The following is a 23,486-nucleotide window of genomic DNA, read 5'->3' on the forward strand; positions in this document are numbered from 1 at the left end:
ATCATCACCGGGGACACCGACGGCGCCTGGGCCTCGACGGTGTCGTGGAACGGCTTCTACTGGCGCGCCAAGTGGTGGAACAAGGCGACCGACGAACCCGGCAAGAGCGACGCCTGGCAGAAGCTCGGCCCCACACCGTGACCGACCCGCACCCTGAGGGGAGTTGACCGCCGCGGGCCCCGGCAGAGCATCGCCGCTCTGCCGGGGCCCGCTGCGCATCGACGCCGGGGCGGCCGGCCCGTCCGGGTGCAGGTGCCAGAGGGCGCAGGTGCCAGAGGGCGCAGGTGTCAGGGGGTGCCGGACCGGGTGGGCGTCAGGTCCGCGACCAGGAGCGCCAGCAGGTCCGTCGGCGCCTCGATGAAGCGGTAGTGGCCTCCCTCCAGGAGTTCGAAGGTCGCTTCGCCGCACGCCGACCAGCCGGTCATCAGCGACGGCTCGATTCCCGTGTCCTCCGTCCAGCCGATGGCGGTGATCGGGCACGGCAGCCGGACCGGCTCGGCCACGTGGTACCGCTTGTTCATGTCGACGTCGTTCCGCAGGACGCCGAGGTAGAGCGCGAGCAGGCTCGGTTCCAGGGTGCCGCCCAGTTCCGCGACGAGCTGGCGCAGTTCGCCGGCCAGCTCGTCGTCGTCCATGCCGAGGAAGCGGCCGTAGGGGCCGTCCTGCGGCGCCACCTCGGCGGAGACGAACACCCGGGTCGGGGCGGGGCAGCCCCTTTCGACCAGCCGTACGGCGGTCTCGTACGCCGCCAGCGCGGAGCCGCAGTGCCCGAACAGCGCGTAGGGACGGTCCAGGTAGGGGCGCAGCGCCTCGCAGAGGTCGTCGGCCAGTGCCTCGTAGGTGGTGTGGGCGGGCTCGCGCATCCGGTTCTCCCGGCCGGGCAGCTGCACGGGGCAGACCTCGACGCCGTTGACCGATGACGGCCACTGGCGGTACATGCTCGCTCCGCAGCCGGAGTAGGGCAGGCAGAACAGCCGTGCCGGTGCCACCGGCGACGGCTCGCGCAGGAACCACTTGTTGCGGGTACGGGCCGTCGGAGCGTTCACTGATGACCTTCCGGGTGGGGTTTCTTCTCGGGTGCGGCTGCGGTGGTGCACGCGCTAGCGGGTCCGCGCGGTGATCGGCAGGTGGGTGAAGCCCGCGATGATGTTCGAGCGCATGCGCCGCGGCGTCCCGGCGAGTTCGAAGCCGGTGAACCGGCCGAGCAGTTCGGCGAACAGGATCCGCAGGGCCACCCGTGCGACGGTGTGTCCGATGCAGTAGTGCGCGCCGACGCCGAACGCGATGTGCTTGTTGGGCCGCCGTCGGATGTCGAAGGTGTCCGGGTCGGCGAACACGGTCTCGTCGCGGTTGGCCGACCCCAGCCACACGACGACCGCGTCCCCCGCGGGGATCGGCACGCCCCGGACCTCGACGTCGCGGGTGGCGTGGCGCATGAAGTGCTGGGTGGGCGAGGCCCATCGCAGGGCTTCCTCCACGCCGCTGCCGAGCAGCTCCGGGTGTGCCGCCCAGTCGTCCAGGACCGCCGTCCCGGCCAGTTCGACCATCGCCGCGATCGGCGGCTGGGCGGTGGTGACGGTCGCACCGAGCAGCAGGCTGTAGCAGTTGGACACGATCTCGCCCGGCGACAGCCGCCGTCCGTCCAGTTCCATCGTGAGCAGCACGCTGATCAGGTCGTCACCCGGTGCGCGCCGACGCGCGGTGACGATGTCCTGGAAGTAGGCGAACAGTTCGCGGTGGGCGGTCACGAGGGTGGCCTGCGGTCCGGCGGCGAGCTGGAACTCGGGGTCGTCCGCGGCGATGCAGGCGTGGGCGAGTCGGACCAGCCGCGGCCAGTCCTGTTCCGGCAGCGCCATCATGGTGCCGATCACCGCCATCGGCAGGGTGGCCATGGCGGCGGCGAAGTCGAACGGGCCGCCGTCGGCCAACGGCCGGAGCAGTTCGACGATGACCCGGCGGATGGCCTCCCGGTCGTTCTCCACCGTCTTGATCGACAGCGCCTGTTGCAGCGGGCCGCGCAGGTGCGCGTGCCGGGGCGGGTCGGTCACGGCCATCTGCCGGCCGCCGGCGGGGTCGCCCTGGCCGAGGAGGTTGAGCAGGGTGCCCTGTTCGGAGGTGAACGTGTCGTGGTCGCGGAGCACCCGGTTGGCCTCGGCGTAGCCGACGACCGACCAGTAGCCGATGTCGCCGACCGGCTGCCAGCTCACCGGGGCGTGGCGGCGCAGCCGTCGCCACACCTCGTGCGCCCCGCCCGAGTGGTACAGGTCGGGGTCGATCAGGTCGACCGGCTGCGGGGCGAGGACCGGGCATCGCGGGGTGGGGGGAACCGCCGTCATCGGGGCTGCTCCTGCCGTGCTCCGTCGGCCGGGCCACCCGCCGTCAGGCCGTCCGGGCGCGCCGCCGGGCCGTCCGGGCCCGCCGTCCGCATCCGGGCGGTGAGGGCCGTCGCCAGCTCGGCGACGGTCGGCGACAGGTAGAGGATCTGCGCGGGGAGGTCCACGTCGAACTCGCGCTGGGTGGCGACCAGGAGGTCGGTGGCCAGCAGGGAGTGCCCGCCGAGGTCGAAGAAGTCGTCGTCGACGCCGACCGGTTCGATGCCGAGGATGTCGCCCCACAACTCGGTCAGCCGCGTCTGCACCTCGGTGACGGGCGGGACGTACTCGTTGGCCACGTTGCGCGGTACCCGGGTGGCGGTGGGCAGGGCCCGGCGGTCGATCTTGCCGTTGCGGTTCACCGGCAGCTCGGGACGGACGAGGATCGCCCAGGGGATCAGGTAGCCCGGCAGCCTGTCCCGCAGCTCGTGGCGCAGCCGCCGACCGAGGTCGGCGTTACCCGCCGGGTCGGACTGCGCGGGCACGACGTAGGCCAGGAGCCGGGTGCCGCCCGCCGGGTCGGCCTGCGGCAGCACGACCGCGTGCCGCACCTCGGCGAGCCGTTCCAGCTCGACCTCGACGGCGCGCGGTTCGGCGCGGTAGCCCTGGACCTTGACCTGGTCGTCCGCGCGTCCGACGAACTCCAGCGTGCCGTCGGGCAGCCATCGCACGAGGTCGCCGGTCCGGTACATCCGGGCCCCCGGCTCGGTCCCGAACGGGTCGGGCAGGAACCGTTCGGCCGTCGCGGCCGGGCGCCCCAGGTAGCCGCGGGCCAGGCCCGCCCCGGCCACGTACAGTTCGCCGCACTCGCCGACGGGCACCGGCCTGAGGTCACCGTCGAGCACGGCGACCCTGGTGCCGCTGATCGGGCGGCCGATCGGCACGCTGCGCAGCTCCGGGAGGGTGCTGCTGGTCCAGCAGGTCGTGTACGTGGTGTTCTCGGTCGGCCCGTAGCCGTTGGTGAAGAGCAGCTCCGGGTAGCGGGCCAGCAGGTGCTGGACGTGGCCCGGCGAGGCCACGTCACCCCCGGTGAGGACGTGCCGCACGTCGGCGAACGCCTCCAGGTGGGAGCTCACCATCTGGTGGAAGAGCCCGGTGGTCAGCAGCAGGACCGTCACGCGCTCAGCGCGGACGACGCGCGCCACGTGCTCCAGCGTGATGGCGACCGGGGGGAAGAGGACCAGTCGGCAGCCGTTGACGAGGGGGGCCCAGATCTCGAACGTGGACGCGTCGAACGCGACCGGCGCGAGGTGGAAGAAGACGTCCTCGGCGCGGACGTCCACCCAGTCCGCACCCCGGACGAGCCGGTCGATCGCCCGGTGGGGCACGCCGACGCCCTTGGGCTCGCCGGTGGAGCCCGAGGTGTAGCTGACGTAGGCGAGCCGGTCCGGGGCGCCGGGGCGGGCCGCAGCCGCCGGCCCGGTGGCCGGCTCCTGCGCCGGGCCGCCTTCCGTCACCGTGACGACGGTGTCGGGCAGTTGCTCCCTCAGGGCCTCTCCGGCGATCACCATGCCCGCGCCGGCGTCCTCGAGCAGCAGCGCGTGGCGGCCGGCCGGGTCGTCCGGTTCGAGTCCGAGGTACGCCCCGCCCGCGATGAGGACGGCGAGCAGGGCCACGATCAGCTCCGGCGACCGCGGCACCAGCACGCCCACGACGTCCTCCTGCGCCAGTCCGGCCGCTCGCAGCCGCCCGGCGAGCCGGTTGGCGCGGTCGTTGAGCTGCCGGTAGGTCAGGGTCCGTCCGTCGCAGGTGACGGCGGGCGCGTGCGGGGCCCGCTCCGCCTGTTCGGCGACCAGCTCGTGGATGGCCCGCGCGTCGAACGGTGGCCGTCCGCTGCCGACGAACGCCGGGATGTCGGAGGTGAGGACCGTCTTGGTCAACTGCTTCCCGCTTTCCTGTGCTGAAGTGTCCCCGTCGGGGTTGAACGCGCGACCGCGTGGGCCGTCGCCGTGGCCGTCGCCGTCGCCGTCGCGGTAGCCGTCGCGGTGGCCGTCGCGGTGGCCGCTGCGCAGCACGTGGTGCGCGGTGTCACCGGGTGCGTCCACCGCCTCAGACCGCCGGCACGTGGAAGAAGGTGTCCCGCGCGGCGATGCGGCCCTGCGGCGTCATCCGGAAGAAGTCCGCGAACCGCAGCTCGACCTCACCGCCGTCGTGCAGCACGCCGCGGAACAGGCCGTGCACCGCCACCTCGTCGTCGGTCGTGACCACGGTGGCCAGGGTGTGCACGCCGGTGCGGATCACCCGCTGGTCGCGGTAGAAGCGTTCCAGTTCGGCGTGCCCGACCATGGGTTGGTACCCGGGGCGGTGGTAGCGGGCGTCCGGGGTGAACAGGGCGACCAGCGCGGGCACGTCCCCGGCGTCGACGAGCTGGTAGTACCGGCGGACCTGGGACACCCCCAGCGCGGGTGCCGTCGGGGTTTCCGGGGCCATCGGGGTCTCCGGGGCCATCGGGGTCTCCGGTGTCGCGGGTGTTGCCGATGGTGCCGGCGTTTCGTCGGGATGGGAGAGGGTGTGGACCATGCCGAGGTGCTTCCTGTGATCGCTCGATCGCTGTCAGAGTCGTGTACGTGGTGAGAGAGCCGGTACGGCCGCGGCGTCCGGGGCGTCCTCGAGCGCTTCGACCAGGCGCGCCGGCGTGGGTGCCTGGAACAGGGCGCCGAGGGTGAGTTCACGGCCGAACCTCACCCGCACCCGGTTGACCAACCGGGTCGCGAGCAGGGAGTTGCCGCCCAGCGCGAAGAAACCGTCGTCGACGCCCACCGCGGGCCGGCCGAGCACCTCGGCGAACAGCGCGCACATCGTCTGCTCCGCCGGGGTTCGCGGCCCGGGCCCGGACGGTGCCGGTGCGAGGTCCGGGACGGGCAGCGCGGCCCGGTCGATCTTGCCCCTGGGGGTCAGGGGGAAGGCGTCGAGCGTGACGATCGCCGAGGGCACCATGTAGTCCGGCAGCACCGCGCTGGCGTGCTCCCGCACCGCCGCCGGGTCGAGCCCCGAGTCCCCGGCCGGGACGACGTAGCCGATCAGACGCCTGCCGGGCGAGGCTCCCGGGCCGGCGACCACGGTCGCCTGGGCGACGGCCGGGTGCCCGGCCAGCACCGCCTCGATCTCGCCCAGTTCGATGCGGAAGCCGTGGAGCTTGACCTGCTCGTCCGCGCGGCCGAGGAACTCGAGCTCCCCCTCGGCGTTCCAGCGGACCACGTCGCCCGTGCGGTACATCCGCTCGCCCGGGTCGCCGAAGGGGCACGGCAGGAACTGGCCGGCCGTGCGGCGAGGGTCGTTCAGGTACCCGCGCGCCACGCCCGCACCGGCGACGTACAGCACGCCGGCCACCCCCGGCGGCACCGGCGACAGCGCCTCGTCCAGGACGTACACCCGCCTGTTGTCCACCGGTCGGCCGAGGGGGACGACGTCGGGCACGGGCCGGCCGGGGCGCAGCACCCTGCGCGTGGTGAACGTGGTGGCCTCGGTCGGGCCGTACCCGGCGACCACCACGGAGTCCGGGCACCGTGCCAGGACGCGCCGGACGGCATCGGCCGGCACGATGTCACCGCCGGTCCACACCTGGCCGACCCCGGCCAGCGTGCCGGGTGACTCCTCGGCGAACACCCGGAACAGCCCGGCCGTCAGCCACAGCGCCCCGACCCGGTGGTCGACGATGAGCCGGTGGAGGTCCGCGAGCGCCAGCTCGCCGGGCGGGGCCACGACGACCCGGCCCCCGTTGAGCAGCGGCACCCACCACTCGTAGGTCGAGGCGTCGAAGGCGTGCGGGGAGTGCGCGAGGACCCGCGGGCCGTCCTCTTCGCGCCAACAGCGTTGCGCGGTCAGGCTGATGACGTTGCGGTGGGTCAGGGCCACCCCCTTCGGCGTGCCCGTGGACCCGGAGGTGTACAGGACGCACGCCAGGTGGTCCGGGCGCAGCGGCACGACGGGGTCGGTGGCCGGCTCGTCGGCGAGTCCGGGGTCGGTGTCGACGACGACGACCGGGGTGCCGTGGGACAGCGCGTCGTCCCGGGTGGCCCGGTGGGTGAGCAGCACCGCCGCCCCGGTGTCGTCCAGGACGCGGCGCAGGCGGGCCGTCGGGGCCCGGGTGTCCAGCGGCACGTAGGCGCCGCCGGCCTTGCTGATCGCCAGGACCGACACCACCACGTCGGCGGAGCGTTCCATGAGCACGGCCACCGTGCTGTCGCAGCGGACGCCCAGGGCGATGAGCCGGTGGGCCAGCCGGTTGGCCCGGTCGTTCAACTCCGCGTAGGACAGGGTGGTTTCGCCGCACACGACGGCGGGCGCATCGGGCGTGCGCGCGGCCTCGGCCGCGAAGGCCAGCGGCACCGTCGGGTGCGGGAGCGGCTGCGTGGTGCGGTTGACGGCCACGACGGTCCGCTGCCGTTCCTCGGGGGTGAGGAGGTCGGGCCGGCCGATCGGCCGGTCCGGGTCGGCGGCCACCGCGTCCAGGAACCGGAGGAACCGCTGCTGGTGGGAGGTGAGTTCGGCCTCGGAGTAGAGCGCGGGGTTCGCGTCGACGTCGAGCCGGGGCGCGGTGCCGTCGGAGCGGTCGTAGACGGAGAACGAGAGGTCCTCGACCGGCCCGTTGGACAGGTTGTGCACGGTGGCCCGGACGCCCGCGAAGTCCAGGTGGTAGTAGAAGGACATGATGTTGACGAGGGGCCCGAACAGGACCCGCTCCGACCGGGCCGGATCCAGTTCCCTGCGCAGGTCCTCGCTGCGGTGGCGCTGGTGCCCGCGCAGGGCGGCGACCTCCTCGGCCGTCTGTCGCGCGAGTGCGGACAGACCCTGTTCCGGGTGCACGCGCAGCCGCAGCGGCACCACGTTCGCCACCATGCCGGGGACGGCCTGCACGGAGGAGCCGGTGCGCCCGGTCACCGGCATGCTGAGCACGATGTCCCGTTCGCCGCTGAGGCGGTGGAGGTACGCGGCGACCGCTGCGGTGAAGGCGGTGGGCCAGCTCGCCCCGGCGGGCCGCGCGGCCCGCCGCAGCGCCGCGACGGTGGGCGCGTCGAGGGTGCTGGTACGGCGCAGGAAGCCGTCCGAGGCGGCCGCCGAGCGGCTGGCGAGACTGACGGGATCCGGCCGGCCGGCCAGCCGGGCCGCCCAGAACGCCCGGTCCTGTCCGGGCTGTTCCGACGCGTGGTAGGCGGCGTCGTGCGCCAGCAGGAGGCTCAGCGGCCCGAAGGCCGGCCGTGCCCCTCCCCCGCCCTCGACCAGTCCGGTGTAGGTCTTGGCGACGCGGCGCGCGATGAGCGACATGCTGAAGCCGTCGACCACGATGTGGTGGACGCGCTGGTACCAGAGGAAGCGGTCCGGCGCGACGGCGAACAGGGCCTGGCGGAACAGCGGGTCCCGGGTGAGCCCGACCGGTGTGGACAGGTCGGCGCGCATCCAGCGCTCGGCCGCCCGCAGCGGATCCGGTGTCGAGGTGAGGTCGACGTGGTCCATCGACCAGTCGGGCGACGGGGTGACGACCTGCCGGGGGCCCTCGCCACCGTCGGTGAGACGAACGCGCAGGGACTCGGTCTCGTCCACCACGCGCCGCACGGCCGTCTCGAACAGCTCCGGGTCGATCGGCCCGGGGATGTCCACGTACTCACCGGTGTTGTAGACGGGGCTGCCGGGGCGCAGGTGGTGGGCGAACCAGATGCCGGACTGCGCCGACGACAACGGCAGCTCGTGTCCGTCGCTCATCCGAGCTCCTCCAGGACGGCCGACAGCGCGTCGGCGAAGGGTGCGGCGTGGGGCGGCGACAGCATGTCGTGGTGGTTGCCGGGCACCTCGACCACGCTCAACGCCCCCTGAGTGCGGTCGCGCCACCGGGCGGGGACCACGACCGGGGCGGCGAGCACGGGGTGCGCCTCGGCGCTCGTGAACAGGTGGATCGGTGTCCGCAGCCGCGCGGTCGACCGGTAGCGTCGGGCGGCGTCGCCGTTGGTGGTGAAGACCCTGACCATGCGCCGCAGTTGTTCGGTGCGCACCCGCAGGGGAAGGCGCTCGCCGGCGTGCGCGTCGTGGAGCAGCAGGGACAGGGCGTCCTGCTCGTCGAGCTCGTGGAGTTCTCCGACGGCTCCGGTGGGCAGCCCGGAGGCGAGCGCGAACCGGGCCGTCCCGTGCGCGTCGTGGCCGCCGGGCCCGTCGGTGGGCCCGTGGTCGGACTCGGTGGATCCGTCGGTGGATCCGCCGGTGGAGCCGTCGGTGGATCCGTCGGTGGATCCGTCGGTGAAGGCGGGCGCTCCGACGTCGATGATCCCGAGGAATCCCGGGGGGTTCCCCTCCTCCTCCAGCAGGCGGGCCATCTCGAAGGCGACCAGCCCGCCGAAGGACCAGCCGGCCAGCAGGTACGGGCCGTCGGGCAGGACGGACCGCAGCTCCCGCAGGTAGCGCTGCGCCTGCTCCTCGACGGTGGCCAGTGGCGGCTCGTCGGTGTTGTAGCCGACGGCCTCCAGGCCGTAGACGGGCCGGCCGCCGGCGAGCGGTTCGGAGGGGTGCTCGGCCGGCTGTTCGGCGGGGTGCTCGGCCAGGCGTTCGGTGAGGTGCTCGGCCAGGTGGAGGAAGGAGCACACGTCGCCGCTCTGCGGGTGCACCAGGATCAGCGGCGCCCTGCGGTGGTCTCCTTCGGCCAGCGGGACCACGAGCCGGCGAAGGGCCTGCGAGGCGTTGGGCAGTTCCGCGCACAGACCCTCGACGGTGGGATGGCGGAACACCGTGTTCAGCGGCACGGTGACCCCCCACTCCCGCCGGATCGCCTCCACGAGCTCGACCGCCCTGAGCGAATGCCCGCCCAGCGCGAAGAAGTCGTCCCGGACGCCGACCCGCGGGGTGCCCAGCACGCGCTCCCAGATCCTGGTCATCAGGAGTTCCAGCAGGTCCCGCGGCGGTAGCGCACCCGCCTCGTGGCCGTGGCGGGCCGGCTCGGGCAGGGCCCCGCGGTCCACCTTGCCGTTCGTGGTCAACGGGATCCGGTCGAGTGCGGTCAGCGTCGTGGGCACCATGAACTCGGGCAGGGTCTCGCGCAGGGAGCGCCGCAGGACCGCCAGGTCACCGGGCCGGTCCTGCCACACCAGGTAACCGGCCAGTTCGGCGTCCGTCCCGGTGCCCCGCACCGTCACCGTGGCCCTGGCGACGCCGGGCTGCGCGCACAGCGCGGCCTCGATCTCGCCCAGCTCGATGCGGTAGCCCCGGATCTTCACCTGCTCGTCGGTGCGGCCCAGGAAGACCAGGCTGCCGTCCGGCAGGTACCGCGCCAGGTCGCCGGTCCGGTACAGCCGGCCGCCGTCGGCACCGAACGGATCGGGCACGAAGCGCTCGGCGGTCAGCCCCGGCCGGTTGGCGTACCCGCGGGTGACGCCGACCCCGCCGATGTGGATCTCGCCCGGTACGCCGACGGGCACCGGGGCGCCGGCCGGGTCCAGCAGGTAGATCCGGAGGTTGCCGAGCGGCCGGCCGATCGGCACGGACCCTCCCGGCCGGGCCAGGTCCCGGTCGGCGTCCACGCGCCGGGTGACGCAGCCGACGGACGCCTCGGTGGGACCGTAGCCGTTCCACAGCGTGGAGACCCGGTCGAGGAGCCTCCGGGCCAGGGCGGGCTGGAGCGGTTCGCCCACGCAGATCGCCTGGAACCGGCCGCCCTGCCATCCGCCGTCCAGCAGCAGGAGCCAGGTGGCCGGTGTGGCCATGAGCGTGGTGACGCCGAACTCGCGCATCATCTCCGTCAGGCGCGGGCCGTCGACCGCGACCTCCGACGGGGCGATCACCACGCTCGCGCCCCAGGCCAGGGGCATGAGCACCTGGGGGACGATGACGTCGAAGGAGATCGAGGCCACCGAGGCGACGACATCGTCCCCGCCGAGGTCCAGCTGTCGGCCGCGGACCACCAGGTAGTTGACCACGCCCTCGTGCGGGACCAGTACGGCCTTGGGGCGGCCGGTCGAACCGGAGGTGTAGATCGAGTACGCCAGGTTGGCGGGCGTCGCGAGCGGCGGCAGCCGGTCCCCGGGCAGGGCCGCGATGAGCCCGGCCTCGTCGTCCGTCCACACCGTCGCGGCGCCGTGCCGCGGCAGCCGGTCGGCCAGGGAGCGCTGGGTGAGCAGCAGCGGCACTTCGGCGTCGGCGAGCATGAACGACATGCGCTGCGCCGGGAGGTCCGGGTCCAGCGGCAGGTAGGCGGCGCCCGACTTGAGGACGGCCAGCAGGGCCACGACCAGGTCCGCCGAGCGCGGCAGGCACACGCCGACCAGGCGTTCCGGGCGCGCTCCCCGGGCTCTCAGGTGCCGGGCCAACTGGTTGGCCCGGTGGTCGAGTTCCCGGTAGGTCAGTCGCTGGCCGCCGCAGCGGACCGCCACCGCGTCGGGGGTCAGCCGGGCCTGCTCCTCGACCAGCTCGTGGACGCAGAGGTCCGCGGGGAAGGGTTCGTCGGTGGCGTTGGCGGCCACCAGCAGCGCTTCGCGCTCGGCCTCGGTGAGCAGGTCCAGGCGCGAGACGGGACGGTCGGGATCGCCGGCCGCGGCGTCCAGCAGCCGCAGGTAGTGGCCGACCAGCCGTTCCACGCTCGCGCGGTCGAACAGATCTGTGTCGAAGGCCACGGTCCCGGTGGTGCCGGCTGCCCCGGTCGTACCGGTCGCGCCCGTCGACCGGTCGGCTATCACCAGGCTGAGGTCGACCTTGGCCGTGCCGTTGTCGACCTCGATCTGTTCGACCTCCGTCCCCACCAGCCGGAGGGCGGCGGCCGGGTCGGACAGGCCGGCGAACATCACCTGGAACAGCGGGTTGCGGTCGAGACCGCGGGCCGGCCGCAATTCCTGCACCAGCCGTTCGAACGGCAGGTCCTGGTGCGCATAGGCGTCCACGGCGGTGCTGCGGACCCGGTCGAGCAGTTCGGCGAAGCTCGGGTCGTCCGCGAGGTCGGTGCGGATGACCACGGTGTTGATGAACGAGCCCACCAGCGGGTCGAGTTCCGGACGGGTCCGGCCCGCGACCGGTGTGCCGACCGCCACGTCGGACTGCCCGCTGTAGCGGGCGAGCAGGGCCTGGAACGCGGCGAGCAGCGTCATGAACATCGTCGCGCCGTGCCGCCTGCCCAGCAGCCGCAACCGGCCGGCCAGTTCCTCGGGCACCGTGAAGGTGATCCGCTCGCCCCGGCCCGCGCGGACCGGTCCGCGCGGGCGGTCGGTGGGCAGGTCCAGCGGCGACAGCCCGGACAGCTGTGCGCTCCAGTAGCCCAGTTGGCGCCGCAGACGGTCGCCGGAGAGCCGGGCCCGCTGCCAGTGGGCGAAGTCCGCGTACTGGATCCGCAAGGGGGGCAGCTCGTGCTCGCGGCCTTCCAGCCGGCTCCGGTACATCGCCGACAGGTCGTCCCACAGCAGCGGCATCGACCAGCCGTCGACGGCGATGTGGTGGACGACCACCACCAGGACGTGTTCGTCCTCGCCGACCCGCAGCAGTGATGCGCGCAGCAGCGGGGCGGCGGCCAGGTCGAACGGGCGCAGGATCTCGGACTGAACGAGATCGAGGGCCAGCCGTGTCCGGCGTTCCGCGGGCTCGGTCCGGAGGTCCGTGACGGGCAGGTCGAGCGGCCGGGCCGGCTCGACCGAGGGGCTGGGGAGCCCGTCCCGCTCGGGGAAGGCGGTGCGCAGGACTTCGTGGCGCCGCACCAGCTCGGTGAGGCTGTGGCCGAGGGCGTCCACGTCCAGCGGGCCGTGCAGCCGGAAGACCTCGTGGACGTTGTACATCGCGGGGCCGTCGGACAGCCGCTCGACCAGCCACATGCGTTCCTGGGTGAACGACGTCACCTGCGCACCCGCCGGGCGGGGCGGGATCGCGGCCTCCGGCTCGCCCTCGACGGCCCTGCTCCGGGCCGCGCGGACGCGTTGGTCGAGCAGGGCCCGGGTGGTGGCCGGCGTGGAACCGGCCGACGGGGCGGCTCCGGGCGCGGAACCGGTCGGCCGGCCGGGCTCGGGGCGACTGTGCTGTGCCTTCACGGGTGACGGGCCTTTCCGGCGGGAAGCGGTTCCGCTTCGGCGGCGGCACCGAGGTCCGCCAGCAACGCCGCGTCGATGCCGTCGGCGAGTTCGGCGACGGTCGGGTGGTAGAAGAGCAGGGCGACGGGCAGTTCGAGGTCGAGTGCCCGGCCGAGTCGGGACATGGCCTTCGAGGCGAGGAGCGAATGGCCGCCCAGCTCGAAGAAGTCGCTGTCCACGCCGTCCGGGGTGACACCGAGCACCTCGGCCCAGGTCTCCAGCACGAGGAGCTCGGTCTCGGTGGCGGGCCCGGTCTCGGTGGCGGACTCGGTGGCGGGCTCGCCGGCCGTCTCGCTCCTGGTGGCGGGAGCGGGGCGGCTCACCCGGAGGCCGGGAGGGGTTTCCCACGCCGATATCGGCCGTTCGGGGCTGTCGACGAGCTGGTCGAGCAACACCCGGAAACCCTCGGAGAGTTGCCGCACCGTGTCGCGGTCGAAGAGGTCGGCGGCGTAGCGGATGACGCCGGTGAAGCGATCGCCGCCGTCCGTCATGGAGACCTCGATGTCGAACTTCGCCACGTCGTTCGGCATCTGGTGGTCACTCACCTCGATCCCCGGAAGGCCGGACGGGAGCGCGGGCGGCTCCTCCAGCTGGAACATGACCGTGAACAGCGGGTGTTGGCCGAGGTCGCGTTCGGGCCGCAGCTCCTGCACCAGCCGCTCGAAGGGGACGTCCTGGCGGGCGTAGGCCTCCACCGCGCACCGCCGCACCCGGGCGAGCACGTCGGTGAAGCCGGGGTCGCCCGACAGGTCGGTACGCAGGACGAGCGTGTTGACGAAGAAGCCGACCAGCGGCTCCACCTCGATCCGGGTCCGCCCGGAGATCGGCGTCCCCACCGTCACGTCGGCCTGTCCCGTGCAACGCGCGAGCAGGACCTGGAAGGCGGCCAGCAGCGTCATGAACGGCGTCACCTCGTGGGCGCGCCCCAGTGTGCGTATTCGCTCGGCGAGTTCCGCCGGGATCTCGATCTCGACCTGGTCGCCCCGGCCTGACCACACCGCGGGGCGGGTTCGGTCCGTCGGGAGCACCGACGGGCTCAGGTCGGCCAAGTGCTCGCGCCAGTAGGCGAGTTGGTCCAGCATCGCCGTTCCGGCCTGATGGCTCCGTTGCCAGTCGGCGAAATCGGCGTACTGGACGGGCAGGTCCGCCAGGGCGATCGGCCGGCCGTCGACGGCGGCACCGTATCCGGCGGAGAACTCCTGCCACAGCACCGACAGCGACCAGCCGTCACAGGCGATGTGGTGGATCACCAGGAGCAGCAGATGGTCGTCGGGGGCGATGCGGATCAGTCGGGCCCGCAGCATCGGAGCGGTCCCGAGGTCGAACGGGGTCGCCAGATCGGCGGCCACCAGCTCCCGGGCCCGCTGCCAGGCCTGCTCCGCGGGGGTGTGCGTCAGATCGGTGATCGTCGGCACGAAGGTCTCGACCGGCTCCGCGACGTGGCGCGGGCCGTCCTCGGTGTCGACGATCCTGCCGCGCAACACCTCGTGGCGCCGCACGACTTCGGTCAGCGCCCGGGTGAGCGCCCCCTGGTCCAGCCGTCCGCGCAGGCGCACCGCGGTCGGGACGTTGTGGTCCGGCCGGCCCGGCCGCAGCCGGTCGAGGAACCACAGCCGTTGCTGGGCGAAGGACAACAGGGTCGGAGCGTGCGCGCGCCGATCGGGACCAGGCATGACGGATCCACCTTTCACGGCGATCGGGAACGCTTCAACGCCCCGGAAATCCCCTCGCCGATTCGCTACTTGGCGAACAGTACGGCGGATACTAGGTGGCTCCCGTCTCACTCCGCAAGATCGAGAACGGGGTTGCAGGCATCAAGACAATATTTACGCCAGTCCACCGGAATCCTTATGTAGATCGAACACGCTCGACGGCTAGCATCGGCGCGGCCGGCCATGACACCCTCTCTGACGTGCCGTCATGGCTCGGATCGCACACCCCACTTCCGTGGACGGGCACCACGTGATAATTCTTCTGTCCCCAGGGGACGGCCGGGTGGGCCCCTTTCATGCCGGGCCTTCATTGTTCCGAATAAGATCGGTGAACCCGTTGCATGAACTCATCCGTTGTATATGAACCCACCCCGTTGCATGAACTCGGAGAAGTCGTGATGCAGCAGCAGAGTCTGGTGGGTTCATTCGTCTCGCACGCCACCGGCCACCCCGGTGATCCGGCGCTGATATGGCGCGGAGAAGAGACGACCTACCGTGAACTCCACCAGCTGGCGGAGCGGGAGCGCGTCCGGATCGCCCGGCTCGCCCCGGGCGGGGACGAGCCGGTCGGCATCCCGGCCGCCAAGTCGCCCTCGACGATCGCCCTGATGCTCGCCTGCCTGCTGGAAGGGCGGCGCTTCCTGCTGCTGCCGGCGCCCACGCCGGAGGGGCGGACGCCCCACACGTTGGTCGAGCAGGCCGGAATCCGGCACGTCCTGTCACCGGAGAGCCCCCGGGCGCCCGGACCCGGGCCGGGCGCCCCGGACCGGCCGGCGGAACCGGAGGCGCCGCGCCGTACGGAGCCCGCCGACGTCTCCTTCATGTTCACCACCTCCGGTTCCACCGGGCGGCCGAAGATCGTGCCACTGAGCACGGGGGCGGTGGACCGCTTCACCACCTGGGCCGGCGAACGGTTCGGCGTCCGCCGGGGAACGACGGTCCTCAACTACGCCCCGCTCACCTTCGACCTGTGCCTGCTGGACATCTGGACCACGCTCAAGTACGGCGGCCGCGTCGTCCTGGTCGATCCGGCCCGGGCCACCCAGCCGGGCTACCTGCTGGACCTCGTGTCCCGCCACGCGGTCCAACTCGTCCAGGCGGTACCGATGTTCTACCGGCTGCTGGTCGACGCGGCCGCCGGGAGCGGCCGCCGGCTCGATACGGTCGAGCACGTCGTCTTCACCGGGGACAGCATGCCCGCCCGCTGCCTGGCCGAACTCCCGCAGCTGTTCACCGGCGCGCGGTTCTACAACATCTACGGCTGCACCGAGACCAACGACAGCTTCCTGCACGAGGTCGACGGCACCGAGCCGGTCCCCGGCCCGGTGCCGATCGGACGCCCGCTGCCCGGAGTCCACGCGGTGGTCGTCGGTGCCGACGGCGGGATCGTGACCGGGCCGGGGACCGGCGAGCTCCACGTCGCGACGCCGTTCCAGACCGACGGCTACCTGGACCGGGAGCAGGACGCGGACAGGTTCGCGACCCACCACCACGACGGGGAGGCGCGGCGCTACTTCCGCAGCGGCGACCTCGTGCGGCGTGACCGGGACGGCCGCATCACCCTGGAAGGCCGCAACGACCACCAGGTCAAGGTCCGCGGCGTGCGGGTCAACACCCACGAGGTCGAGCAGGTGCTGCTCGACCATCCCGACGTCGTCGAGGCGGCCGTGGTGACCGTGCCCGACCCGGTGGCCGGCCGCCTGCTGCGCAGCGTGGTCCGCCGCGCCCCGGACAGCCGGCTGAACTCGCTGGCGCTGCGCCGGCACTGCGCACAACGGCTCCCGCTCACCGCCGTCCCCTCGACCCTGCTGATCGTGGACGACCCGCTGCCCAGGACGTCCACCGGAAAGATCGACCGCACGCCCCTCCAGCCCGCCTGCTCCCCGTCCCAGCCAAACGAAGGAACGGCCACGTGAAACACGCCGCGGTAGTCACGCAGTTCATCATCGAGGAGTTCCTGCCGGACGTCGGCGCGAACGAACTGGACTCCGACTACGACCTCGTGGACGGCGGGGTCATCGACAGCCTCGGCCTGCTCAAGACGATCGCCTGGCTCGAGGACTGCTTCGACCTGCGCGTCGAGGAGATCGACCTCGACCTCGACCCGGACAGCTTCCGCTCGGTCGGCTCGATCAGCAGGTTCATCGAGCAGGCCCAGCAGCACCGGACGGACGCCCACTAGCCATGCACGAGGTGCTGCGAGCGCTGATCGACCGGGACCGCGCCGTCGTCGACCAGGAGATGTGGGGGTCATTCTGGGACCAGCTGCGTGACGGCGCCCTCCGCTCCGGCGAGACGGTGGCGCTGCTGTCCTCGCTGTCCACCCGGATGCCCAATCGGGACACGCTGGTCGCCATGCTCCGCTCGCTGGACGAGCGCCGGCCGGCCGTCACCGCGCGGCTGGACCGCACGGCCAACATCGTCGGCACCGGAGGCGGGCCGGCCACGTTCAACATCTCCACCGCGGCGGCGTTCGTCGCCGCCGCCCTGGGCGTGCGCATCGTCAAGACGGGATCCCGCGCCTACACGAGCACCTGCGGCTCCCACGACCTGCTCGACCGCCTCGGTATCGGAACGACCACCTCCTACGAGCAGACCGACGCCCTGCTGGAACGCTTCGGCATCGCCTTCCCGGGGAACTTCGTCTACCCGCGGGAGGTGGCACTGCTGGCCCGGAGCATCGTGCCGATGGACCTGCGGATGATCGGCGGATTCATCAACTCCGTCGGCCCCTTCCTGGCCGCGGTGCCGGTCTCCGCCCAGCTCGTCGGTGTCTCGGACCATTCGCTGGTGCCGACTCTGGGCCAGGTCGCCGCCACCGTTGCCGACCGGAGGATCTGGCTGTGCTCCAACGAGCTGGGAGTCGACGAGCTCGTCAGCTCCGTCGACAACGTCGTCCTCACCAATGACGGCACCGACGCGATCCGACTGCGGGCCGAGGCTCCCGGGACTCCCGCAAGCGGCACCGACCCGATCGCCGGACTACGGCCGACCAGCGAGGGCGAGGACGTGGTCGACCACTTCCTCGGCGTGCTCTCCGGAGCCGGGACGGCTCTCGCAACGCGGACCGTCTGCCTGAACGCCGCCGCCCTGGCCGTCGCGAGCGGGCTGATCGACGGGTGGCCGGAGGCGATCAGGGCGGCCGACGGCGCCCTCCGCAGCGGCGCCGCCCGCGACCTCGTCGACCGCCTGCGCGCGCACCCGGCGCGCCGCGTGATCACCACGGCGCGTGCGCGGTGAGCGGGTTCTTCGCACGCCGGCCACCGGACCAGCCCGGCCTGGCGATGTTCCTCAACGCCGGAGATCCCCCGCTGCCCGTCCTGGCCGACGTCATGCGGATGCTCGACGACTGCCGCGTGGACTGCCTGGAGCTGGCGGTGCCCTTCCCCCACTCGGTCACCGACGGGCCGGTCATCCGCCGATCGGCGCAGCGGGCCCTGGCCGACGGCGTCGGACTCGACGAGGTGCTCGGACTCCTCAGCGGGATCCTGCCCCGGCTGCGCCACCTGCGGGTGGCGCTGCTGGCCGACTGGAGCCACACGGTCAGAGGCCTGACCGTGCCCGGCTTCGTCCGGCGGGTCGCCGACTCGGGCGTCGACGGCCTGCTGGTCCACGGCCTGCCGCCGCGGCTACGGGCCGGCTACCTCGAAGCGGTGCAGGAGGCGGGGCTGCCCGTGGTCGCCACCTGCTACGCCGCGTCGACGGCCGAGGTGAAGGCCGCGGCCGCCGAGTCCGCCACCGCGTACCTGTACCTGGTGGCCCACTACGGCCGCAGCGGCGGCGAGCTCACGGCCGACCGCCAGGAGCTGGCCGACGCGCTGGCCGCACTGCGCAGGACGACCGCCGTGCCGATCGCCGTCGGATTCGGCGTCCGCTCCCGGGCGGACATCGACCTGCTGCACGGCCTCGGCGCCGACGCCGCGGTGGTGGGCAGCGCCGGGGTCGCCCGGATCGAGCACGCCCTCGCCGAAGGGGCCGACGTGGTCGAGGAGTTCCACACCTTCGTACAGACCGTTTCGCCGTACTCAGCAAACCGCTGATCCGGCAAACCGCTCACTCAACAAACCGCTCACTCAACAAGCCGCTCATTCAGCAAACCGCTGATTCGGCAAACCGCTAGGAGGCACACCCGATGATCGTCCGACGCCTTGACGAGGTGACCACCGTGGACTGGGGCAACGGGCTCAGCCGCAGGTTCCTTCTCGAATCCGACGGCCTGGGCTACACGATGACGGACACCACCGTCCGCGCCGGCACCAAGTCGAGGCTGGAGTACCGCCGTCATCTGGAGGCCTGCTACTGCATCGAGGGAACGGGGCAGGTCGTGAACGCCGACGGCACGTCCCACCCGATCGAGCCGGGCACGCTGTACGCGCTCGACCTGCACGACGCCCACTTCCTGATCGCGGACCAGGACGCGGACCTCCGCCTGGTGTGCGTGTTCTCGCCCGCGCTGCGCGGCGACGAACGCCACAACCTGGACTCGACCGATTTCTCCGAGTACTAACAGGACTGACAGATGATCAGCTGGAACGCCGACCAGATCGCTCTGGGCGAGGGCATCGCCCAGTGGTGCGAGGAACTCAGCTCGGGCCATCTCGAAGGGGACGCGCAAGGCGCCTTCCCGTGGGACAAGTGGAAGCTGATCCAGCGGTCCGGAATCCTCGGCCTGCCGTTCGACGAGCAGTGGGGCGGGCTGGGCCAGGACCTGCTCACCACCATGCACGTGCTCGAACAACTCGGCACCGGGTGCCGTGACGGCGGACTGAACTTCTCGGTCGCCACCCACCTGGTCAGCGTCGGAGTACCGCTGCAACGGTTCGGCTCGCCGGAGCTCAAGGCGCGCCACCTGCCGGGGATCTGCTCGGGAGAGACGATCGGGGCGCACGCGATCAGCGAGACCGAGAGCGGCTCCGACGCGCTGGCGATGAGGACCACCGCCACCCGCGAGGGCGACGGCTTCGTGCTGCGGGGCGGCAAGGCCTTCATCACCAACGGCCCGGTGGCCGACGTGTTCGTGGTCTACGCGCGCACCCACCCGAAGGCCGGCCCGCTCAGCATCACCGCCTTCGTCGTGGAGCGGGACACCCCGGGGCTCGTCGTCGGGCCGCCCGTCGCCACCATGGGGCTGCGGACGGCGCCGCTGGGCGAACTGCACTTCGACGACTGCCGGATCCCCGCATCCGCCGTGATCGGCCGGGTCGGATCAGGGTTCCTGGTCCTGGACCACGTGATGAAGTGGGAGATCCTCTGCTCCTTCGTCATCAACACCGGGCAGATGCGCTACCGGCTCGACCGCTGCGTCGAGTACGCCAAGGAGCGCGTCCAGTTCGGCAGTCCGATCGGCTCGTACCAGTCGATCTCCCACAAGCTCGTGGACATGAGCATCGGCTTGGACACCGCGCGGAAGTGGCTCTACGACACGGCCGTCCGGCTGACGGAGGGCGAGAACGTCACGAGGGACATCGCCGTCAGCAAGGTCCTCGCCAGCGAGAGCAACCTCTCCTCCGCGCTGGCCGCCGTGCAGATCTTCGGCGGCAGCGGGTACCTGGCCGAGTACGGATTGGAGAAGGACGTGCGCGACGCGGTCGCCGGCCCGATCTACTCGGGCACGTCGGAGATCCAACGCAACCGCATCGCCGCCATGTTGGGGTTGTGACACCTGATGCTGGTCAAGATCTGCGGAGCCGCCTCGGCCGAGGACGTGGCCTCGCTCGACAGCGCCGGCGCCGACTTCGTCGGCCTGTGGCACGGCGTCCCAGGCGGCCGTGCTGACCTGACGCTCAGTCAACTCACATCCCTCGCCGACTCCGTACACCGAACGGCGCGCATGCATCCGGTCCTCGTGACCTTCCTCAACGACGCCGAGACGCTGCGCGCGGCGACGGCCGCGGCCCGGGTCCGGTGGGTCCAACTGCACGGCTACCAGCCGCCGGGCCTGGTCCGCGCCCTGAAGGGCGCCACGGACCTCACCGTGGTCAAGGTGCTGCACCTCGGCGCGGACACCCGCGCGGAGCGGTCCCTGATCGCGGCGTACGAGCGGGCCGGAACGGACCTCTTCCTGCTGGACGCGGTCGCCGGGGACGGCCGGATCGGCAGCACCGGGCAACCGGCGGACTGCGGGGCCGTCATCGAGATCGCGGACCGCCTCTCGCGGCCCTTCCTGCTGGCCGGCGGCATCTCGGCCGACAACCGGGAGGACTACCGGGCGGTGCTGGACCACCCCCTGTTCCTGGGCATCGACGTGGACACGGCGGCCAGGGACGGCGACGGACGGCTGAGCGCCGACCGGGTCACGGCCGTACGGCGCGGCTGGCGTGATCCGAAAGCGAGGGCCTAGATGACGGCCGCGTTCATCGAGGCGCTGCTGGACGCCCGCCGACCGGTGATCATGGAGCTCAAACGGCAGGACGCCGCCGGGCACGACCTGTTCGGTGACAGGTCGGCCGCCCGGCTGGTCGCCGACTACCAGGACGTCGGCGCACCCTGCCTGTCCGTGGTGACCGGCCGGTGGTTCGGCGGCACCCCGGACCTGCTGCACGAGGTCGTGGCGGCAACGGACCTGCCCGTGCTGCAGAAGGACTTCATCACCCGCCGGAGCCAACTGCACCAGGCCCGCGAGAGCGGCGCGTCCGCGGTCCTGCTCACCGCCGCGCTGCTGCCGCGCGCCACCCTGGGCCATCTGGTCGAGCTCGGCCTGAGCCTGGGCCTGACGCCGTTCGTCGAGGTCACCACCGAGGAGGAGATCAGCCGCGTGCCGCGCGCCGAGGAGTGCGTGGTCGCGGTGAACAACAAGGACATCGCCACCCGCGAACGCGGCGCGGGCGACCTCGGGCGAAGCTCGTCACTCCTGCCCGCGGTGCTGGGCAGCGGTACCCGGTGCCCGGTGAGTGCCGGGGCCATCCGCGGCCCCGACGACGCCGCCCGCCTGCTCGGTGAGGGCTTCGCCGGTGTACTCATCGGAACGGGCCTCCTGCGCGCCGCCAGCCTTCCGCAATGGCTGGACGGCCTCGACACCCACCTCGACTCCCGTCTTGGCACCCACCTCGACTCCCGTCTCGACTCCCGTCTTGGCACCCGTCTCGACGCCGGCCGCGAACCGGCTCCACCCGTCCGCCGCCCGGCGGACCCCCCGACCACCGACATCTGGAGGTAACGGCATGACCAGCGAAGCATCCGAGCAGTGGAAGGTCGTCGTCAACGACGAGGAGCAGTACTCGATCTGGTCCGCCGACCGCGAGTCGCCGGCGGGCTGGCGCGAGGTCGGCGTCCGGGGCGCGAAGGACGAATGCCTCGCGCACATCGAACACGTGTGGACCGACATGCGCCCCCGCAGCCTGCGCCTGCGGTCCGTCCCGGAGGACGGTGCGCAGTGAACCGGACGCTCGCACCGCACGGCGCGCGCCCGGTGGCCGAGCCCCTGCTCTCCACCACCCTGAACCTCCCGGGGTGCCAGGCCCGGGGCTGGGTCGTCGTCGACTCCATGGTCGACGGCCTGGCCCTGGGCGGCACCAGGATGACCCGGACGGTGACCGAACAGGAGCTGACCGGGCTCGCCAGGGCGATGACCCACAAGCTGGCACTGGTCGGCCTGCCCATCGGTGGCGCCAAGGCCGGCATCGCACCCGATCCGGGCGCCACCGTCGAACGGCGGGCGGTGATGCGGGGGTTCGGCCGCGCCGCGGCCCCGCTGCTGCACGGCGGGGTGTACCTGGGATGCGACCAGGGCACCACCTACGCCGACCGGCAGGTCGCCTTCGAGGCCGCCGGGTACGACGTCACCCGCCGCCCCGGCACCACCCGTCTCACCGTCGACTGGGCCGAACTGTGGGACCACATGGCCGACATCACCGGGTTCGGCGTGGCCGTCGCGGTGCTCGGCGCCCTACGGGCCTCCGGTGCGCGGACCCCGCAGCGCATCGCGATCCAGGGCTTCGGCACCGTCGGGCGCGCGGTGGCCGGCCACCTGTCCGCCCACGGCCACTCGGTGGTGGCCGTGGCCGACGTCCGGGGCACCATCGAGGACCAGCGCGGACTGCCCGTCGCCGAACTCGCCGCGCTCACCAGCAGCGACGGCACGATCGACCGGAGCCGGCTGCCCGCCCGGGTCACCGTCCACGGGCCCGGGCAAGCGTGGCTGCACGTCGACGCCGACGTGCTGGTGCTGGCGGCCTCCGCCTCCGCGGTCGACGAGGAGGCGGTGCCGGCGGTCCGGGCCGGCCTGGTGGTCGAGGGCGGAAACCTGAGCTGCACCCCGCCCGCCCGCCGGTTGCTGCGCGAGGCCGGCCACACCGTCCTGCCGGACGTGGTCGTCAACGTCGGCGGAGCGGCGGCAACCGGGTGCGTGCTCGCCGGGCTGGCCCCGTCCGACCTGCCGCTCCCGCAGCTGTCCGAGTGGCTGCGCGAATGGGTCTCCAGCAGGATCGCCAGGAACTGCGAGCTGGTGCAGGAGCTGAGCGCCTCGGGCAGCGCCGATCCGGTCGCGCAGCTCCTCGGTTCGCGCGGAGCCCCGGCCCGCGCCTCCGAACCGGAGGTGCCGGCCGAGCGGTGACCCGGCGGGAGGTGTCGGCCGAACGGTGACCCGGCGGGAGGACGCGCCCTCGCGGCCTCACTCGAACGTGGCTTCACTCGAAGCGAACCGCCCCCTTCGTGGTTGCTAGCCTCCCGGGATGACCGCGACATTCGACGAAGCCGTCCGCGCCCGGCTGCGGGCACCCAACATCTGGTACGTCGGCACCGTGTTCGCCGACGGAGCACCGCAGGTCAGCCCGATGTGGGTGGATCTGGAGGGCGAGGGGGAACTGACGTTCAACACCTCGGTGGGGCGGGTGAAGGAGGAGAACCTCCGTCGCGACCCGCGCGTCTACCTCTCGCACGCGGACGCCACCGACCCCTTCGACCGCGTGCAGATCAGTGGCGTGGTGGCCCGCTTCATCGAGGGCGAGGAGGCGCACGACCGGATGGACCGGCTGGCCCGCAAGTACCTGGGCGCCGAACGCTTCGAGTGGACCATGCCCGGTGAGCAGCGGGTCGCGGTGATCGTGCGCCCGCTCAAGGTGCGGCACATCGTCGGGGTGGAGCGCTTCCGTCTCGGCGGGCCCGTCCCTGCCCCTGAGTAGCACTCCTGCCGGGCGTCGTCATCGAGACCCGGCGACGGGTCGCCGTTCCGGAGGCCGGTGCGGAGGCCGGTGCGGAGGCCGGTGCGGAGGCCGGTGCAGCGACTCGTCAGCGACCGGAGCGACCGAAGCGACTCAAGGTTGGCGGTCAGTGCGCGCATGCGCGGCCGGCCGCCCATGAACCCGGCTCCCCTCATCAGGCCCCTCGGGATCGATCATCTAGGCTGGCGCGGTGACTGATGAGCAGGAGCGGGTGCAGCC

18 protein-coding genes are annotated in these 23,486 nt (G+C 72.6%); 11 read left to right on the forward strand and 7 right to left on the reverse strand.

Annotation, left to right across the window (positions count from 1 at the left end; genetic code table 11):
• Positions 1-287 precede the first annotated feature (287 nt).
• The 7 genes from ACIO9K_RS32605 to ACIO9K_RS32635 all read right to left on the reverse strand — a co-directional run bounded on the left by ACIO9K_RS32605 (position 288) and on the right by ACIO9K_RS32635 (position 14,070).
• Positions 288-1,046, reverse strand: a complete 759-nt coding sequence (locus tag ACIO9K_RS32605; RefSeq protein WP_363583424.1) for a thioesterase domain-containing protein — start codon at positions 1,044-1,046, stop codon at positions 288-290.
• A gap of 54 nt (positions 1,047-1,100) precedes the next feature.
• Complete coding sequence (locus tag ACIO9K_RS32610; RefSeq protein WP_363583422.1) at positions 1,101-2,336, reverse strand: cytochrome P450; 1,236 nt, start codon at positions 2,334-2,336, stop codon at positions 1,101-1,103.
• Entirely contained in the window at positions 2,333-4,417 is a 2,085-nt protein-coding gene (locus tag ACIO9K_RS32615) for an amino acid adenylation domain-containing protein (RefSeq protein WP_400335188.1), read from the reverse strand. Before ACIO9K_RS32615 ends, ACIO9K_RS32610 begins: the two co-directional genes overlap by 4 nt.
• Positions 4,418-4,421: 4 nt before the next feature.
• Positions 4,422-4,820 carry a nuclear transport factor 2 family protein gene (locus ACIO9K_RS32620; RefSeq protein ID WP_400335190.1) on the reverse strand — a complete coding sequence of 133 codons (399 nt, stop codon included), beginning with the start codon at positions 4,818-4,820 and terminating at the stop codon, positions 4,422-4,424.
• 105 nt (positions 4,821-4,925) lie between these two features.
• Complete coding sequence (locus ACIO9K_RS32625) at positions 4,926-8,072, reverse strand: amino acid adenylation domain-containing protein (RefSeq protein WP_400335192.1); 3,147 nt, start codon at positions 8,070-8,072, stop codon at positions 4,926-4,928.
• Positions 8,069-12,358 (reverse strand): amino acid adenylation domain-containing protein, encoded by a 4,290-nt coding sequence (locus tag ACIO9K_RS32630; protein ID WP_400335194.1) that lies wholly within the window; start codon positions 12,356-12,358, stop codon positions 8,069-8,071. The genes ACIO9K_RS32625 and ACIO9K_RS32630 overlap by 4 nt, the downstream gene beginning before the upstream one ends.
• On the reverse strand, positions 12,355-14,070 hold the full coding sequence (locus tag ACIO9K_RS32635) for a condensation domain-containing protein (protein ID WP_400335196.1): 1,716 nt from the start codon (positions 14,068-14,070) through the stop codon (positions 12,355-12,357). The genes ACIO9K_RS32630 and ACIO9K_RS32635 overlap by 4 nt, the downstream gene beginning before the upstream one ends.
• 437 nt (positions 14,071-14,507) lie before the next feature.
• On the opposite strand from ACIO9K_RS32635, the gene ACIO9K_RS32640 reads away from it, so the two are divergent.
• The 11 genes from ACIO9K_RS32640 (at position 14,508) to ACIO9K_RS32690 (ending at position 23,228) form a co-directional block, all read left to right on the forward strand.
• Positions 14,508-16,025, forward strand: a complete 1,518-nt coding sequence (locus ACIO9K_RS32640) for an AMP-binding protein (protein WP_400335198.1) — start codon at positions 14,508-14,510, stop codon at positions 16,023-16,025.
• Entirely contained in the window at positions 16,022-16,291 is a 270-nt protein-coding gene (locus tag ACIO9K_RS32645) for an acyl carrier protein (RefSeq protein WP_363583409.1), read from the forward strand. Before ACIO9K_RS32640 ends, ACIO9K_RS32645 begins: the two co-directional genes overlap by 4 nt.
• A 2-nt stretch (positions 16,292-16,293) precedes the next feature.
• Complete coding sequence (locus tag ACIO9K_RS32650; RefSeq protein WP_400335200.1) at positions 16,294-17,349, forward strand: anthranilate phosphoribosyltransferase; 1,056 nt, start codon at positions 16,294-16,296, stop codon at positions 17,347-17,349.
• Positions 17,346-18,149 (forward strand): tryptophan synthase subunit alpha, encoded by an 804-nt coding sequence (gene trpA, locus ACIO9K_RS32655; RefSeq protein WP_363619626.1) that lies wholly within the window; start codon positions 17,346-17,348, stop codon positions 18,147-18,149. Before ACIO9K_RS32650 ends, trpA begins: the two co-directional genes overlap by 4 nt.
• A 92-nt stretch (positions 18,150-18,241) precedes the next feature.
• Complete coding sequence (locus tag ACIO9K_RS32660) at positions 18,242-18,616, forward strand: ectoine synthase (RefSeq protein WP_331744348.1); 375 nt, start codon at positions 18,242-18,244, stop codon at positions 18,614-18,616.
• A 12-nt stretch (positions 18,617-18,628) separates the two neighbouring features.
• Positions 18,629-19,768: an acyl-CoA dehydrogenase family protein gene (locus ACIO9K_RS32665; protein WP_363619624.1), complete on the forward strand. Its 1,140-nt coding sequence runs from the start codon at positions 18,629-18,631 to the stop codon at positions 19,766-19,768.
• Positions 19,769-19,774: 6 nt separating this feature from the next.
• On the forward strand, positions 19,775-20,449 hold the full coding sequence (locus ACIO9K_RS32670) for an N-(5'-phosphoribosyl)anthranilate isomerase (protein WP_400335203.1): 675 nt from the start codon (positions 19,775-19,777) through the stop codon (positions 20,447-20,449).
• Complete coding sequence (locus ACIO9K_RS32675; RefSeq protein WP_400335205.1) at positions 20,450-21,265, forward strand: indole-3-glycerol-phosphate synthase; 816 nt, start codon at positions 20,450-20,452, stop codon at positions 21,263-21,265.
• Positions 21,266-21,269: 4 nt separating this feature from the next.
• Positions 21,270-21,485 (forward strand): MbtH family NRPS accessory protein, encoded by a 216-nt coding sequence (locus ACIO9K_RS32680; RefSeq protein ID WP_363378543.1) that lies wholly within the window; start codon positions 21,270-21,272, stop codon positions 21,483-21,485.
• On the forward strand, positions 21,482-22,660 hold the full coding sequence (locus tag ACIO9K_RS32685; RefSeq protein WP_400335207.1) for a Glu/Leu/Phe/Val dehydrogenase dimerization domain-containing protein: 1,179 nt from the start codon (positions 21,482-21,484) through the stop codon (positions 22,658-22,660). The genes ACIO9K_RS32680 and ACIO9K_RS32685 overlap by 4 nt, the downstream gene beginning before the upstream one ends.
• Positions 22,661-22,778: 118 nt before the next feature.
• Entirely contained in the window at positions 22,779-23,228 is a 450-nt protein-coding gene (locus tag ACIO9K_RS32690) for a TIGR03618 family F420-dependent PPOX class oxidoreductase (RefSeq protein WP_400335209.1), read from the forward strand.
• Positions 23,229-23,486: the final 258 nt, after the last annotated feature.

The organism is Kitasatospora sp. NPDC087271, from assembly GCF_044744605.1.
Classification (GTDB): Bacteria; Actinomycetota; Actinomycetes; order Streptomycetales; family Streptomycetaceae; genus Kitasatospora.